At 69.8% G+C, this 15,954-nt stretch carries 14 protein-coding genes; 9 read left to right on the top strand and 5 right to left on the bottom strand.

Annotated features, from left to right (window positions below):
* Positions 1 to 58 precede the first annotated feature (58 nt).
* Positions 59 to 967, top strand: a complete 909-nt coding sequence (locus tag ASD38_RS04140) for a LysR family transcriptional regulator (RefSeq protein WP_056457792.1) — start codon at positions 59 to 61, stop codon at positions 965 to 967.
* A gap of 222 nt (positions 968 to 1,189) precedes the next feature.
* Here the strand turns inward: ASD38_RS04140 and ASD38_RS23715 are convergent, their stop codons facing one another.
* Together ASD38_RS23715 and ASD38_RS04135 are read right to left on the bottom strand one after the other, a co-directional pair.
* A complete protein-coding gene (locus tag ASD38_RS23715; protein WP_007667460.1) occupies positions 1,190 to 1,315 on the bottom strand; it encodes a hypothetical protein in 126 nt (41 codons plus the stop codon).
* A 126-nt stretch (positions 1,316 to 1,441) separates the two neighbouring features.
* On the bottom strand, positions 1,442 to 2,866 hold the full coding sequence (locus tag ASD38_RS04135) for a protein adenylyltransferase SelO (protein WP_056458272.1): 1,425 nt from the start codon (positions 2,864 to 2,866) through the stop codon (positions 1,442 to 1,444).
* A 265-nt stretch (positions 2,867 to 3,131) separates the two neighbouring features.
* Between ASD38_RS04135 and ASD38_RS04130 the strand changes: the two genes are divergently transcribed.
* Entirely contained in the window at positions 3,132 to 5,726 is a 2,595-nt protein-coding gene (locus ASD38_RS04130) for a TonB-dependent receptor (protein WP_056435513.1), read from the top strand.
* Positions 5,727 to 5,896: 170 nt separating this feature from the next.
* On the top strand, positions 5,897 to 8,353 hold the full coding sequence (locus tag ASD38_RS04125; RefSeq protein ID WP_056457789.1) for a M28 family metallopeptidase: 2,457 nt from the start codon (positions 5,897 to 5,899) through the stop codon (positions 8,351 to 8,353).
* Positions 8,354 to 8,501: 148 nt separating this feature from the next.
* Here the strand turns inward: ASD38_RS04125 and ASD38_RS04120 are convergent, their stop codons facing one another.
* Positions 8,502 to 10,364, bottom strand: a complete 1,863-nt coding sequence (locus tag ASD38_RS04120; protein WP_056457785.1) for an AMP-binding protein — start codon at positions 10,362 to 10,364, stop codon at positions 8,502 to 8,504.
* Between the two features lie 167 nt (positions 10,365 to 10,531).
* On the opposite strand from ASD38_RS04120, the gene ASD38_RS04115 reads away from it, so the two are divergent.
* Positions 10,532 to 11,104: an RNA polymerase sigma factor gene (locus ASD38_RS04115; RefSeq protein WP_056435522.1), complete on the top strand. Its 573-nt coding sequence runs from the start codon at positions 10,532 to 10,534 to the stop codon at positions 11,102 to 11,104.
* Positions 11,105 to 11,171: 67 nt separating this feature from the next.
* The gene (locus ASD38_RS04110) at positions 11,172 to 11,678 is read left to right on the top strand and encodes a hypothetical protein (protein WP_056435525.1); all 507 of its coding nucleotides are present in this window, start codon (positions 11,172 to 11,174) and stop codon (positions 11,676 to 11,678) included.
* A 164-nt stretch (positions 11,679 to 11,842) separates the two neighbouring features.
* On the opposite strand, the gene ASD38_RS04105 is transcribed toward ASD38_RS04110, so the two are convergent.
* Positions 11,843 to 13,282 carry an aldehyde dehydrogenase family protein gene (locus ASD38_RS04105; protein WP_056436283.1) on the bottom strand — a complete coding sequence of 480 codons (1,440 nt, stop codon included), beginning with the start codon at positions 13,280 to 13,282 and terminating at the stop codon, positions 11,843 to 11,845.
* Positions 13,283 to 13,400: 118 nt separating this feature from the next.
* On the bottom strand, positions 13,401 to 13,871 hold the full coding sequence (locus ASD38_RS04100) for an NUDIX domain-containing protein (RefSeq protein WP_056457783.1): 471 nt from the start codon (positions 13,869 to 13,871) through the stop codon (positions 13,401 to 13,403).
* A gap of 163 nt (positions 13,872 to 14,034) precedes the next feature.
* Here ASD38_RS04100 and ASD38_RS23710 point away from each other — a divergent pair, with 163 nt between their 5' ends.
* The 4 genes from ASD38_RS23710 to ASD38_RS04085 are packed head-to-tail and all read left to right on the top strand — an operon-like array spanning position 14,035 to position 15,937.
* Positions 14,035 to 14,181 carry a hypothetical protein gene (locus ASD38_RS23710; RefSeq protein WP_156390548.1) on the top strand — a complete coding sequence of 49 codons (147 nt, stop codon included), beginning with the start codon at positions 14,035 to 14,037 and terminating at the stop codon, positions 14,179 to 14,181.
* 4 nt (positions 14,182 to 14,185) lie between these two features.
* A complete protein-coding gene (locus ASD38_RS04095; protein ID WP_056457780.1) occupies positions 14,186 to 14,941 on the top strand; it encodes an SDR family oxidoreductase in 756 nt (251 codons plus the stop codon).
* A gap of 10 nt (positions 14,942 to 14,951) precedes the next feature.
* Positions 14,952 to 15,362 (top strand): dihydroneopterin aldolase, encoded by a 411-nt coding sequence (gene folB / locus ASD38_RS04090; protein WP_200941381.1) that lies wholly within the window; start codon positions 14,952 to 14,954, stop codon positions 15,360 to 15,362.
* 20 nt (positions 15,363 to 15,382) lie between these two features.
* Positions 15,383 to 15,937: a hypothetical protein gene (locus ASD38_RS04085; RefSeq protein ID WP_156390547.1), complete on the top strand. Its 555-nt coding sequence runs from the start codon at positions 15,383 to 15,385 to the stop codon at positions 15,935 to 15,937.
* The last annotated feature ends 17 nt before the right edge of the window (positions 15,938 to 15,954 follow it).

Here is a 15,954-nt window from a genome sequence, read left to right as displayed (position 1 = left end):
ATTGCCTCGCACGCCGAAATGGAAATGATCGAAACAAACCGTTTCGGAAATCGCACCTATGAAGCTCCCCGCCTTCGAGGCCTGGGCCGTGTTCGCCAAGGTGGCCGAGACCGGCTCGTTCGTCGGGGCGGCGCAGCAGCTGAACCTGTCCAAGGCCACGGTCTCCAAGGCCGTCACCCGGCTGGAGACGCGGCTGGGAACGACGCTGTTCCACCGCACCTCGCGCCGCCTGTCGCTGACCGAGGCCGGCCGCGCCTCGCTGGACCGCGCCGCCCACCTGCTGCACGAGGCCGAGGCGCTGGAGGCCGAGGCCTCGGCCCAGTCGGCGACGCCGCGCGGCCTGGTGCGGGCGGCCGCGCCGATGTCGTTCGGGATCGCCCATCTGGGCCCGGCCCTGCCGGACTTCTTCGCCCTCTATCCGGAGGTGTCGGTCGAGCTGTCGTTGTCGGACCAGTTGGTCGACATCGTCGAGGAGGGTTTCGACCTGGCCCTGCGGATCTCGGCCCTGGAGGATTCCAGCCTGCTGGCCCGGCGCCTGTGTCCGGTGCGGGTGATGCTGGTCGGCTCGCCGGCCTATTTCGACCGGCACGGCCGGCCCGGCCACCCCAAGGACCTGACCGCCCATCGCGGCCTGTTCTACACGGGCGGCCGGTCCAAGGACGTTTGGCGGTTCCAGCACGCCGAGCACGGACAATACACGGTCAGCGTGCCCTCGCCGCTGCGGGTCAACAACGCCGACATCCTGCGGCCCGCCCTGCTGGCCGGCCTGGGCCTGGCCATGCAGCCGGACTTCCTGGCCTGGGCGGACGTGAAGGCGGGCCTGCTGGAAGAGGTCCTGGCCGACTGGGCCCCGCCGCCCATCGCCCTGCACCTGGTCACCCCGCCCAGCACGATCCGACCGGCCCGGGTGGAGGCGCTGATCGCGTTCCTGGCCAAGCGGATGGCGGCCGCGCCCTGGTTGGGGTGACAAGGCCGACCCGCCCCCCTTCAACCGTCATCCCGGGCCTTGTGCCCGGGACCCCTGGTTCAGCTGACGGTGAAGTGAAATGGCGCGCCGGCGCGCCACACCCCCGCACCTGCGGCGGCAAGAGGGGTCCCGGGCACAAGGTCCGGGATGACGGCGCTTAATGAGGGTGACGAGAAATGCGGCGCGCCAAACAGCGCATCCGTTCGACCTAGCCGAACTGGATCAAGCCATCTCGTGCTTGTCGCTGAGACACTCGCCGATGGCGCGGGCGCAGCCGGGCAAGCCCAGGGCGCCGATGAACGACATGGCGACCGCGCAGACCAGCATCACGGGTTGGAAGAAACGCATGCGAAATTCTCCACAGGCCACTTCGTTCGTAGGGCGAGCTTCAACCCAGATAAGGCTGAAGCTTGACGTTCGTTCCCGCCCACGTCGGAAAAGCTCAGCGTGCGGCAGATTTGTCTCACCCGTATGTCAGTCTCCCAACGCATAGGCGACACGAGCGGCTTCAATTCGCCCCAGTTTAGCCTCGAGCGCCGACCAGTCGTCGGCCTCCGCGATCGGCGCCCAAAGGGCCTCGACCTCGTCGATCAGCATTTCCTCGGGCTCGGAACGGGCGAAAACCGGGCTTTCGAGGCGCTCGGGGCGATCGGCCTCGAACCCGGCCAGCCGGCGGCGGAAGTCGAGAAACGCTTCCTGTCCGTACAGGTCGGCCCGCGGACCCGCCAAGGCGCGGGCCCGCGAAGCCTCGCCGCCGAACCAGTCGAAGAAGAACGGCTCCCAGCGCAGTGATTCGCCGCCCGACGCCAAGGCCACGAACGCGGCCTGCACCAGGGCGAGGTCCTCGTCGGCCGAGCGGCTCTTCAGGCCCAGGCGGTCCAGCATCGCCGCGCGCAGGGCGTCGCGATAGAGGTCGGAAAAACCGTTGAGGGCGGCGATCAGCCCGGCGTCGTCGGTGACCTGGGCCAGGCACCCCGCCAGCTGCTGCAGGTTCCAGAACACCGTCTCCGGCTGGCGGCCGAAGCTGTAGAGGCCCGAATGGTCGAAATAGGCGGCCGTGAAGTTCGGGTCGTTCTGGGGCAGGAACCGCCAGGGGCCGTAGTCGAAGCTCTCGCCGGTGACGACCATGTTGTCGGTGTTGAGCACCCCGTGCACGAAGCCGGCCGCCATCCAGCGGGCCAGCAGCCGGGCGCTGGCGGCGACCACCTGCTCCAGCAGGACCTTGGGCCGATCCGGCTCGTCGGCCGCCTGGGGGAAATAGGTCTCGACCGCGTGGTCGACCAGGACGGCGATGTTGTCGGGCCGCTGCAGGAAGGCCTGACGCTGGAAGGTCCCGAACCGGATGTGGCTGTGCGACAGCCGGGTCAGCACGGCCGAGCGGGTCGGGCTGGGCTCGTCGCCGCGCACCAGGTCCTCGCCGGTCTCGACCAGGGAGAAGGCCCGCGAAGTGGGAACGCCCAGGGCCTCGAGCATAGCGGCGGCCAGGATTTCGCGCACCCCGCCCTTCAGGGTCAGCCGCCCGTCGCCGGCCCGCGACCACGGCGTCTGGCCCGAGCCCTTGGTGGCCAGGTCGAGGAGACGATCCGTGCCCCGTTCCCGCAGTTGGGCGAACAGGAAGCCGCGCCCGTCGCCAAGATCCGGGTTGTAGGTGCGGAACTGATGGCCGTGATAGCGCATGGCCAGCGGCCCGGGCTGGTTGTCCGGCAACGGCTTGAAGCGGGCGAAGCGTTCCAGCCAATCGGCGCCGCTCAGCCCCTCCAGCCCCACGCTGGCGGCCGCGCGATCGTTGCGGAACCGCAGGATCGTCTGGGGGAAGTCGGCGGGGGCGACAGGATCGGCGAACTCCGGCCCAAGGCGCATGAAAACCGGGTCGGGACGGTAGGCGGCGGAGATCGGCATGTCCTCGACATGAGCCGCCGGGCGCGCGGGCGCAAGCATGCCGGGACGCTTTCGAGGCGTCGGAAGGTCGGGGATGGCGGCCGAACGCTGTCGCATCCGCGCAACAGGCCTGCTCGAACCTTTAAACCATAAGGTTTTTCCTTGCCCAGCCCCCAGCCGGGCCGTAACCCTTGCTTGTCAATTCGAACAAATGTTCGGGTTAGGACCAAATCAAAAGACGGGGGCGATGCAAGCGCTCTCGTCATAAAACGAACCGAGGTAGGAAATGCGCTTTACTCAGGTGCTTTGCGGCACGGCGTCCGCCGTCGTGCTCGCCGGTCTGACCCCCATCGCGGCCCAGGCCCAGGATACCGAGACCCAAACCGTCGACAGCATCGTCGTCACCGCCCAGAAGCGCGAGCAGAACCTGCAGGACGTGCCGGTGGTGGTCACCGCGGTCGGCGCCAAGCTGCTGCGCGACACGGGCGTCAAGGACATCAAGGATCTGACGATCCTGACCCCCGGCCTGACCGTGACCTCGACCTCGTCGGAAGCCTCGACCACCGCCCGCATCCGCGGCGTCGGCACGGTCGGCGACAACCCCGGCCTGGAAAGCTCGGTCGGCGTGGTGATCGACGGCGTCTATCGCCCGCGCAACGGCGTCGGCTTCGGCGACCTGGGCGAAATGGAGCGCATCGAGGTCCTGAAGGGCCCGCAAGGCACGCTGTTCGGCAAGAACACCTCGGCCGGCGTCATCAACATCATCACCAAGGAGCCGGAATTCGGCTTCGGCGCCGAGGCCGAGGCGACGCTCGGCAACTACAACGCCCACGGCCTGGCCGGGTCGGTGACCGGGCCGCTGTTCGGCAGCGAGACCCTGGCCGCCCGCTTGTACGTCGCCGCCCGCGAGCGTGACGGCTATAACGACGTGGTCACCGGCAAGGGTCCCAGCACGCGCGACCAGGACGCCGACCAGGGCTTCTACACCGTCCGCGGCCAGCTGCTGTTCGTCCCGGACGACAAGTCCAGCTTCAAGCTGATCGGCGACTACAGCAAGCGCGACGAAAACTGCTGCGGCGCGGTGCAGATCCGTCCCGGCCCGACCACGGCGATCATCAACGCCCTGGCCGGCGGCAAGGGCGTGGGCGCTTCGACCGACAACCCCTACGACCGGGTCGCCTATTCGAACCGCGGCGCGCCGTCGTCGGTCGAGGACAAGGGCGTTTCGCTGGAAGGCAACATCGACCTGCCGATCGGCGCCCTGACCTCGATCTCGGCCATCCGCCAATGGCGCACCGACAACGGCCAGGACGCCGACTTCACCACGGCAGACCTGGTCTATCGCAACAAGGACGGCACCAACTACAGCGAGTTCACGACCTTCACCCAGGAACTGCGCCTGGCCGGCAAGACCGACCGGTTCGACTGGCTGGTCGGCGCGTTCCTGGCCGACGAGCGGTTGGATTCGAAGGCCAACTTCCTCTACGGCAACGACTACGAGGCCTATCTGGGCACGATCCTGCTGTCGGGCATCGCCAACTCGTTGGCCCCGGCCGGCATCACGCTGAACCAGGCCGGCAGCGCGGGCTTCATCTCGCAAGCCACGGGCCGTCCCTACGGCACCAGCTACACCGGCGGCCAAGGCCTGCGTGACCAGTACAAGCAGCGCGCCACCACCGTCGCCCTGTTCACCAACGACACCTGGCATGTCACCGACGCCTTCGACCTGACCGTCGGCCTGCGCTACAGCATCGACAAGAAGGACCTGGACACCTACCAGTCCACGACCGACGGCGGCGTGGCCTGCGGCACGGCGCTGACCCCCGCCGGCCAAGCCCGGATCGCCGGCGCCCTGGTCGCCCGCGGCGTTCCCGCCGGACTGTTCGCCCCCGGCAACCCGACCGGCGCCAGCCTGGTGTCGACCGTCGCCGGCAACATGTGCTTGCCCTGGGCCAACCCGCTGTTCAACGGCCGCGGCACGACCCAGAACCGCGAGGACAAGGAGTGGTCGGGCACCATCAAGGGCTCGTACCGCTTCTCGCCCGAGGTGTTCGCCTACGCCTCGTACGCCCGCGGTTACAAGGGCGGCGGCTTCAACCTCGACCGCACCCAGTCGTCGAACGGCCAGCAAAGCGGCGGCAACGGCGTCATCCCGATCCACGACACCTCGTTCCCGGGCGAATTCGTCGACAGCTACGAAGTCGGCATGAAGAACACCCTGTTCAACCGCACGGTGCTGCTGAACCTGACGGCGTTCTATCAGGAATACAGCGACTTCCAGCTGAACACCTTCCTGGGCACCTCGTTCGTGGTGCGCTCGATCCCGGAAGTGACCTCGCAGGGCGTCGACGCCGACTTCATCTGGTTCACCCCGGTGCACGGCCTGTCGGTGCAGAGCGGCTTCACCTACGCCGACACCAAGTACGGCGACCAGCCGATCCCCAACGACCCGGGCAACGCCCTGGCCCTGTTGCCGGGCAGCAACCTGTCGCTGGCCCCCAAGTACTCGCTGTCGGGATCGCTCAGCTATGAGCACCCGGTCGGCGACACCCTGAAGGCCCGCTTCAACATCGGCGCGAAGTACTCGTCGGAATACAACACCGGCTCCGACCTGTTCCCGCCGAAGATGCAGGACGCCTACACCGTCGTGAACGCCCGCGTCAGCCTGGGCGACGCGGACGACAAGTGGACGGCCGAACTGTGGGCCCAGAACCTGCTCGACGAGGAATACAAGCAGGTCGCCTTCAACGGCACCCTGCAGGGCTCGTCGGGCCTGAGCGCCACCAACAAGGTCTACAAGCCGGCCCTGGACACCATCACCTATGATGCGTTCCTCGGCGCGCCGCGCACCTACGGCGTGACCCTGCGGGCCAAGTTCTAGGCCGGCATGTGATCGGCGACGGCCTCACCGCCGTCGCCGTCCAGACCTGAAGGGCGATCCGGGCGACCGGGTCGCCCTTTTCGTTTGGGCCCAATTCGTTCCCGGCCAAGCTTTCAACGAATCCCGAACCGTCCCACCCTGCGGCGGGGGATTCGTTGCGGAGGCGCATCATGAAGACCGTCCGGCTGCTCGGCGTGTGGGTCTGCCTGTTGCTGGGCCTGGCGATCGCCAACCTGGCCCTGCGAACGCCCCCGCCGCTGCCGGCCAACGCCCCCGCCGACCAGTTCTCGGCCACGCGCGCCATGGCCGACGTCCGCGCCATCGGCCAGAAGCCCCATCCGATCGGCTCGGCCGAGATCGTCCGGGTTCGCGACCATCTGCTGGGCCGGGTCAACGGCCTGGGGCTGGAGGTGCTGGTGCGGCCCGGCGAAGGCGTGCGCGACGCGGCCAAGTGGGCGCCGCGCTCGATGGCCGTCGGCGCGGTGCAGAACATCGTCGCCACCCTGCCCGGGACCTACCGCGACGCCCCGGCCGTGCTGGTGATGAGCCATTACGACACCGTCCCCAACTCGCCCGGCGCGGCCGACGACTCGGCCGGCGTCGCCGCGGCCCTGGAGATCGCCCGCGCCCTGAAGGCCGGCCCGACCCCGGCCCGCGACGTGATCTTCCTGTTCACCGACGGCGAGGAGCCGGGCCTGCTGGGGGCCGAGGCGTTCTTCGCCCGAGATCCGCTGCGCGACCACGTCGGGGTGGTGGTCAACATGGAGGCCCGGGGCGACGCTGGCCGCGCGGCCATGTTCCAGACCGGCGCCGACAGCGGCGAACTGATCCGCCTCTATGCCGCGAGCGCCCGCCAGCCGACCGCCAACTCGCTGGCCGCGGCCGTCTACCGGCGCATGCCCAACGACACCGACTTCAGCCACGCCCTGCGCAAGGGCCTGCCGGGGCTGAACTTCGCCTTCATCGACGACCAGCTGGCCTATCACACGCCGCTGGCCACGCCCGAGCACCTGAACCAGGGCAGCCTGCAGAACCTGGGCGACCAGGCCTTGTCCGCCGTCCGGGCCCTGGCCATGGCCGCGACCCTGCCGGCCAAGTCGCCGGACCTGATCTATTCCGACGTCCTGGCCCGGGGCCTGGTGGCCTATCCGGTCAATGTCGGCTGGGCGATCCTGGCGGTGGCCGGGCTGCTGATCGTCTTCACCGGTTATCGCGCCCTGCGCGGCAAGGCCGTGACCGCCGTCGAGATCCTGCGCGGGATCGCCGGCTTTCTGCTGCTGGCCGCCGGCGCGGTCCTGGCCCTGCACCTGGCCGGCCGGCTGATCGGCATCGCCGACATGCAGCGCTACTACGCGGTGCTGGGCCAGTTCAACGCCCTGCTGGCGGGCGCGGGGATCCTGCTGATCGGGATGTGCCTGACCGTGCTGACCCTGCAGGCGCGGGGCCTGGCCGGGATCTGGGGCCGGATCTGGATCAGCGTGGCCGCCCTCCTCGCCGGCGGCGCCTGCAGCCTGGTCGGCGGCTTCGATCAGGTCGGACTGGGCCTGGGCGTCGCTGTCGTGGTCCTGGCCTGGCTGAGCCTGGGCAAGGGCGTGGGCGTGTTCGGCGCCTGGCTGGGCGCGCTGCTGGTGGTGCTGGCCCTGGCGGTCACGGTCCAGGTCCTGGCGCCCGGCGGCTCGGTGATGCTGGCCTGGCCGCTGCTGGCCGCCAGCCTGGTGGCCGCCCTGGTCATGGCTGTGGGCGGAACCCGCGACCGCCGGGTGGCCTGGGCCCTGACCCTGGTCGTCTGCGTCGTGGCCGTCGCCGTGGTCGCCCAGCTGGGCGCCTGGGGGGCCTGGACCTTCGCCGGGGTGGGCCTGACCGAGCCGGCGGTGCTGGCGGCGTTCGCCATCCTGGCCGCCCCGGCCCTCTTGCCCCTGGCCTTCGACTTCGCCGCCTATCGCTGGGCCCCGGCCTTCGCCGGCGTCGCCGTGGCGGCGGGAATCGGGCTGCTGGCCTATGCGGGCCTGGGCGACGGCGGCCCGACCCGGCCGCGCCCGGCCGAGGCCAGCCACCTGGCGGATCTGTCGACCGGCACGGCCTGGCGGGTCTCGCCCGCGCCGCGCCTGGACCCCTGGTCGACGGTGGTGCTGTCGGACAATGACGCCAAGCCGGTGCGCCAGGCCTATCCGCCGCTGTTCCGCGAACCGGTGTGGATGGCCCCGACCGCCGTGCTGCCGGTCGAGCGGCCGGTGCTGTCGATCGACCGGGCCGGCGACCGCCTGCTGGTCCGCGCCGTGCCGACGGCGGGGGCCGAGGTCCTGACCTTGCGCCTGCGGTCCAGCATAGACCTTGACGAACCGCGCCTGAACGGCCGCCCGATCGCCCTGCCGACCCAGGCCGGCGAATGGACCAGCCTGTCCTACCACGCCCCCGATCCCAACGGCGTCACGCTGAGCTTCACCGCCCGACCGGCCGGCAAGGTCGAGGTGGCGGTGATCGAGATCCGCGACGGCTGGCCGCGCGGCGTCTCGACGATCCCGGCCAAGCCGGCGGGCCTGATGGCCAGCGGCTATTCGGACAAGACCATCGTGCTGGATCGCGGCGCGCTGAGCTGGCCGGCGTTTACGGACAGCGAGACCCAATAATAAATCCGCTCATCCCGGCGAATGCCGGGACCCAGATGGAATGGCGGTGTGGTGGGCTCCACGAACTCTGAGCTCATCCCATCAGCCACCCAGCTTTGGGATCTGGATCCCGGCATTCGCCGGGATGAGCGGTGGTTAGGGCGGAAGGCTAGATCACGATCACGCCTTCCCCCGGCTCCTTCGCGTACAGCCCCTCGACCACCGCCGCCCGCCGCTCCAGCGTCGCGCGCTGGTTCACATAGCCCTTGTCGGTGATCTCGCCGGCGTCGATGGACGGCGGTTCGGTCAGGATGGCCACGCGAGCCACGCGCCGCGACGAGCCACCGGCGGCGGCGTTGAACGCCCCGATCCGCTCGCGCAGGATCGCGGTCAGCTTCTCGAGCGGCGTGCCCGGTCCCTCGTCGGCGACCAGGGCGGCCAGGCCGGCGGGCGAGGGCCAGACCATGGCGGCGGCGAACGGCTTGTCCTGGCCGGCGATCACCGCGTCGTGGATGTAGGGGCTGCAGGCGGCCACCAGGTCGGGGCGCAGCACCCCGACGCTGACCCAGGTGCCGCTGTCCAGCTTGAAGTCCTCGGTCACCCGGCCGTCGAACACCAGGCCCTTGGACGGATCCTCGGGATCGACGAACCGCGCCGCGTCGCCCAGCTTGTAGAAGCCCTCCTCGTCGAAGGCCGCCGCGGTCCTCTCCGGATCCTTATGGTAGCCGCTGGCCACCGTCGGCCCCTTGACCCGCACCTCGTACTTGGCGCCGGCCGGGGCCAGCTTCAGGGCGATGCCCGGCAGCGGCAGGCCGACCAGCCCGACCCGCTCGGTCAGCCAGTGGACCACGGTGACGCCCTGGGTCTCGGTCGCGCCGTACATGGTGGTCAGCGGCACGCGATGGCCGGTCTCGGCCACGGCCAGGGCCTGCATGCGGGTATAGACGTCGTCCGACAGGGTGGCGCCGCCATAGCCCATGTATTTCAGGTTCTTGAAGAACGCCTTGCGCAGCACCGGGTCGCCCTCCATCGCCCCGGCCAGCATCGAAAAGGCGATCGGCGCCGAGCCGAACACCACGGGCGAGACCTCGTAGAGGTTCTTGATCGTGGTCTCGAACATGCCCGGCAGCGGCTTGCCCTCGTCGATCCACAGGGTGCCCCCCGACCAGAGCACGCCGTTGAAGCCGATGTTGCCGGCCGAGATATGGCTCCAGGGCATCCATTCCAGGCTGTTGGGCACATCGTCCGAGGGCTCGTCGGTGCGCAGTCCTTCCTGGCCGGCGATGACGCCCGCCATCATGGCGTGGGTTTGGGGCACGCCCTTGGGCATGCCGGTCGAGCCGGAGGTGAACAGGTACTTGGCGACGGTGGCCGGCGTCAGGCTTTCGCGCTTGGCGGCGACGTCGCGGGGCACGGTGGCGGCCACCGTGTCGAAGGCGATCGCGCCCTCGCCGGTTCCGTCGGCGGTGACCAGCAGCAGATCCGGCTTGAGCGCGCGCAGCGTGGCGATGGCTTTCTCGAACATCACCCCGGACTGCGCGAACACCACCTTGGGCGCGACCTTGTCGAAGCAGTGCTTGAGCTTGCCGTGGTCGGCCGACATCAGACTGTAGGCCGGGCTGACCGGGGCGGCGGGCGCGCCGGCGCCGTAGGCTCCCAAGGTCATCAGGGCGTGCTCGATCGAGTTGCCCGACAGGATCATCACGCTGTCGTCGGCGGTCAGGCCCCGGTCCAGCAGCCACTGGCTGACGCCCTCGACCGCCCGCAGGGCTTCGGCGTAGGTGACGCCGCGCCAGGGTCCGTGGCCCGGCTCGCGCTGGCGCAGATAGGGCCGGTCGGGATGGGCGGCGGCCTTTTCGGCCAGCAGGTGGCTGATCGTCCGCGGCCCCTCGCCGGGCGCATGGTTGGAGGTGATGACGATGCTGCCGTCGGCGCGGCGGTCGACGCTGATGTCGGCGCCTTTCATCGGCAGGGGCTTGAAGGGCGCGGTGCTCGGATCGCGCGCGGCCGCCAGACTGTCGACGCCGTCCATATCGCTCTCTCCCGGTCGGTTATCGTTGTTTACCGAGAGCGTACGCGGCCTGACGCCCGCGTAAAGCGTGCCCAAGCGTAAAGCGATCACGGAACGGGGACAGGCGGCATGCGCCTGTCCCCACGCCGGGCTTGTAAGATCCGTCCGCCGCCCGAGACTACCTGGATATGGACGGCGCCAACCAACCCCCATCGCGGACGCTTCAGGACGAGCGTTACGCCCGCGCGGCGGCCAGCCTCGGCGCGGCGCTGGAGCGGCTGGCGCGGGCCTACGAGGCCGACGCGGACCAGCGCCGGGACCTGCTGCAGGACATCCACCTGGCCGTCTGGCGCAGCTTCGCGCGCTATGACGGGCGCTGTTCGGAGCGGACCTGGGTCTATCGCGTGGCCCACAACGTGGCGATCTCGCACGGCCAGAAGCGGCGGCGGTCTCGGCCCGACAAGCTGCTGACCCTCGACGAACTGGCCGTCCGGGGCGATCCGACCCAGCCTGATCCCGAGGCGCGGGCCGCCGACAGCCACGCCCTGGCCCGGCTGACGGCGCTGATCCGGGCCCTGGTCCCGCCGGACCGGCAGATCGTGATGCTCTATCTCGAGGGCCTGGAGGCCAAGGCCGTCGCCGAGGTCTGCGGCCTGTCGCCCGGCGCGGTCGCCACCAAGCTGCACCGGCTCAAGGCCGTTCTGGCCAGCCGCATCAACCAGGCCAATCGCTTCAACCAGGGAGATCCCGATGAGCGGTGATCCCTCCGACCTCGACCCCTTTGATCCCCAGGCTCTGTGGCAGAGCCAAGCTCAGGAGCACGAACCTATGTCGCTCGCGGAAATCCACCAGAAGGCGCGGACCCTGAAAAGCAAGGTTCTCTGGCGCAATGTCCGGGAATACGCCGCGTCGGTCGTGGTGATCCTGTTCTTCGCGCCTGTCCTGCTGCATCGCGAAAGCTGGATGATGCAGGCCGGCGCGGCGCTGATCATCGCGGCCACGATCTTCGTGGGCTGGCAGATGCACCGGCGCACCGGGATGGGGGCGATCCCGGAGGCCGGCGAGGCCCTGCGCGACTTCCATCGCCAGACGCTGATCCGCCAGCGCGACGCCCTGCGCTCGGTGGGCCGGTGGTACATGGCGCCGTTCGCGCCGGGCATGGTGCTGCTGATGATGGGCCGCTGGTTCCAGTCGCACGTGGAGGGCCGGTCGCTGGCCATGGACCACCTGGGCATCCTGCTGGCCAGCGCCTTCGTCGTCCTGGTGTTCGGCGGGGTCTGGTGGCTGAACCAGCTCGGGGCCAAGCGCCTGCAGAAGCAGATCGACGCGCTTTAGAAGGACCCTTCTCCCCTTGCGGAAGAAGGTGGCCTCCGAAGGAGGTTGGATGAGGGGTCTCTCAAACGCCAGACGAAGAAGGGGCCGCACGGCTTCCGCCGGTGCGACCCCTCATCCGTCAGTCTTCGACTGACACCTTCTCCCACAAGGGGAGAAGGATCAGATCACTCCGCCGCCGCCTTGGCTCCGTAGCCCAGCACGGCCTTGGTCTCCAGGAACTCGCCGAACGCGTGGTCGCCCCATTCGCGGCCGTTGCCGCTCATCTTGTAGCCGCCGAACGGGGCCATCAGGTCGGGGCCGGCGCCGTTGAGGATCACCTGTCCGGCCCGCAGCTTGGACGCCACGGCCCGCACCTCGGCCTCGTTGTTGCCGGAGACATAGGCGGCCAGGCCGTATTCGGTGTCGTTGCCGATCGCCACCGCCTGGTCGACGCCGTCATAGCCGAGGATGGCCAGAACCGGGCCGAAGATCTCTTCCTTGGCGATGGTCATGGCCGGGGTGACGTTGGCGAACACCGTCGGCTTGACATAGTAGCCGGTCTCCAGGCCCTCCGGCTTGCCGGGGCCGCCCGCGACCAGGGTCGCGCCCTCGTCGACGCCCTTCTGGATCAGACCCTGGATCTTGTTCCACTGCACCTCGGAGACCACCGGGCCCAGCTTGGAATTGCCGTTCGGGTCGCCGACCGTGTGAGCCTCGGCGGCGGCCTTGGCGATGGCGATCACCTCGTCCATGCGCTTCTGAGGCACCAGCATGCGCGTGGGGGCGTTGCAGGACTGGCCCGAGTTCATCATCACCGAGGCCACGCCGCCGCCGACCGCCTTCTGGAAGTCGGCGTCGTCGAGGATGATGTTGGGGCTCTTGCCGCCCAGCTCCTGGTGCACGCGCTTGACGGTCGGGGCGGCGTTCTTGGCCACCTCGATGCCGGCCCGGGTCGAGCCGGTGAACGACACCATGTCGACTTCCGGGTGCGAGCTCAGCGCCGCGCCCACCGTCGGGCCGTCGCCGTTGACCAGGTTGAACACCCCGGCCGGCACGCCGGCGGCCGCCAGGATCTCGGTCCAGATCCAGGCCGAGAACGGCGCCACTTCCGAGGGCTTGAGCACCATGGTGCAGCCGACGGCCAGGGCCGGGGCGACCTTGCAGGCGATCTGGTTGACCGGCCAGTTCCACGGGGTGATGAAGGCGCAGACGCCGATCGGCTCCTTGACCAGGCGCGTCGTGCCGCGGTCTTCCTCGAACTTGTAGTCCTTGAGAACTTGGAGCGCGGTCTGGACGTGGGCGATGCCCATGGCCGCCTGGGCGCGCTGGGCCAGCCACGACGGGGCGCCCATCTCCTCGGTGATGGCCTTGGCCATGTCCTCGAAGCGCTTCTGGTACTCGGCGATGATCCGCTCGAGCAGGTCGACGCGCTCCTCGCGGCTGGTCTGGGAGTAGCTGGGGAAGGCCTTGCGGGCCGCGCGGACCGCCAGGTCCACATCCTCGGCCGTGCCCAGGGTCACCCGGCCGGCGACCTGTTCGGTGGCCGGATTGATCACGTCCACGGTCTTGGAGCCCTTGGGCTGGACCCACTGACCGTCGATGTAGAACTTCAGGTAGTCGCGCATGCCGTGCTCCTCCGGGCTGGGGCCGTTCACGTCCGGCGGACGGCGGCCCTCATTCAAACATCCATTTTAATGATCGTTGATCACTGGGGAAGGCCTGATCGTCGAGTCATCTCTCATCTCACCATTGGGGATCGCGGTCGACGGCGTGGAAGACCTCGGCGATCCGCCGCCGATTGCCCGGCGTCACGTCGTCGGGCAGGGCGTCCAGGGCGAACCAGCCGACCCGGTGGATCTCGCCTTGCGCGCTCGAAGCGCAGGGCTCCCAGGCGTGGACGCGGTAGACCAGCACGTGGTCGCCGGGGTGATGGCGTTCGTTGCTGTGGGCCGAGACCAGGGTCATGGGTCCGGTCACCCGGATCCCCGCTTCTTCCTGGAGTTCGCGGATCACGGCGGTCTCGGCCGTCTCGCCGCGCTCGACACCGCCGCCGGGCAGGTGCCAGCCGTGGACATAGGTGTGCTCGATCAGCAGCACCCGGCCTTCCTCGTCGGTGACCACGCCCCGCACGCCCAGCGTCAGGCCGCGCCTGAAGCGGAACCACGCATAGACCAGGGGGCGGGTGAACGGTTCGACACGGCGACGCCAGAGCATGGGGTCGAGCTTAGGGTTCGCCCCCTCGGCTGTCATCCCGGACGAGCCCCGGCGAAGCCGGGGTGAAGATCCGGGACCGCCGCAAGCGCGGCGCTCAGGCATCGGTCCCGGATCGGCGCGCTGCGCGCTTGTCCGGGATGACAAGCTTTGGTGGCCGTCAGCCTTGCGATCAGCGTCCGCCCCCGCTAAAGCCCGCATCACCTTTCAGTCAGACAACGGACCCGCGCCCATGATCGCGATCGGCATCATCGCCATCTTCCTGGTGGTCATCCTGGCCCTCAACAAGTTCGAGTTCGGCCGTTTCGACTAAGATCATGGACACGCGCGGCGCGGCCCTGGTCACCGGCGCCGGCCGCCGGATCGGTCGCGCCCTGGCCCTGGAGGCCGGGCGGGCCGGGTTCGACGTCGCCGTCCACTACCGCACGGCTCAAGACGAGGCCCAGGCCGTCGCCGACGAGATCTCGGCCCTGGGCCGCCGGGCCGTCATCCTCGACGCCGAACTGACGGACGAGGCCCAGACCGCCGCCCTGGTCGGCCGTGCCGCCCAGGCCCTGGGCCCCGTCGCCCTGCTGATCAACAGCGCCTCGACCTTCGAGGACGACCGTCTGGCCACCGCCAGCCGCGCCAGCTGGGACGCCCATCTGGACGCCAACCTGCGGGCTCCGATCGTATTGGCCCAGACCTTCGCCGCCGCCCTGCCGGAGGGCCGAGACGGCCAGATCGTCAACATCGTCGACCAGCGCGTGCTGCGGCCCAATCCCCAGTTCTTCAGCTACAGCCTGGCGAAGGCCGGCCTCTGGTGGGCGACCCGGACGATGGCCCAGGACCTGGCGCCGCGCATCCGCGTCAACGCCATCGCCCCCGGCCCGGCCCTGGCCTCGGTCCACCAGGCCCCCGGCGAGTTCGAGCGCGAGGCGGCCGGCACCCCCCTGGCCCGCCCCGTTTCGCTGGACGACCTGACGGCCGCGCTGCGCTACCTCATTGACGCCACGGCGGTCACGGGCCAGATGATCGCGGTCGACGCGGGTCAGCATCTGGGCTGGCGGACGCCGGACATCATCGGTTCCTGAGAGTCTCGCCTTGGCCGCTCACCCCCTCAAAGCCCCGAACGAAGCGCCCCAGCCAACTTCGGCCCGGGTGATCGTCACCAAGGTGTTCGTGCGCGGCCTGAAGGTCGACGCCTGGATCGGGGTCTATGACCACGAGCACGGCCGCCAGCAGCCCCTGGTCATCGATGTCGAGCTCGATGTCGCCGCCAGCCACTGCGAAGCGCTGGGCGACACCGTCAATTACGAGACCATCCTGCAGGCCGCCCAGGCCATCGCCGCCGAGGGCCATATCGACCTTGTCGAGACCTTCGCTGAACGCCTGGCCCAGGCCAGCTTCGCCGACAGCCGCGTGACCCGCGCCCGGGTGCGGGTCGAAAAGCCCCTGGCCCTCGCCCCCCACGCCGCCGCGGCCGGGGTGGAAATCACCGCCGTCCGGGGGTGAGCGCGCCGCCAAAAAGCGGGTTGGGCCACAGCGCCCGTCTTTCTCCGTTCCAGCCCGAGACGGTCTGGACCCTGGAGGGCGCGGAGCTGGTCGAACGCCGCGGCCCCCGCGAGCAGCGCTTCGCGCTTTCCGGCCTGACCGCCTTCCGCCTGGCCAAGCCGCGCGAGGGCGGGCGTCGCCGGGTGCTGACCCTGGTGTTCGGCCGCCGCAAGGCGATCCTGACCGCCCAGAGCTACCTCGGCCCCGGCCGGTTCGACGACCGGCTGGCCGGTTTCTCGCTGTTCGCCCGCGCCGTGGCGGCGGTGGCCGCCGACCTGGCCCCGCGAGCCCGTTTCGAACTGGCCGGGGTCATGGCCCCGCGCGAGAGCCTGACCTGGGTGATGGGGCTGCTGGGCTTCGGCACGGTGGTGATGCTGCTGTTCGCCTTCAGTCCCGGCATGGGCGGTGTCGCCATCGCCATCGCCGCGCGCATGGCCTTCCTGCTGATCCTGCTGGCCGCCGCCCTGCCCTGGCTGGGGCGCGGCCAGGGCCTGGACCCGCACGCGCTGCCGGACGACCTGCTGCCCAGCGGGTAGCGCTCCTCAACCGTTCC

It is taken from the genome of Caulobacter sp. Root487D2Y, assembly GCF_001427165.1.
Classification (GTDB): Bacteria; Pseudomonadota; Alphaproteobacteria; order Caulobacterales; family Caulobacteraceae; genus Caulobacter.
Note: the sequence above shows the minus strand (reverse complement) of the source record. Positions and strands in the feature narration are given on the sequence as shown.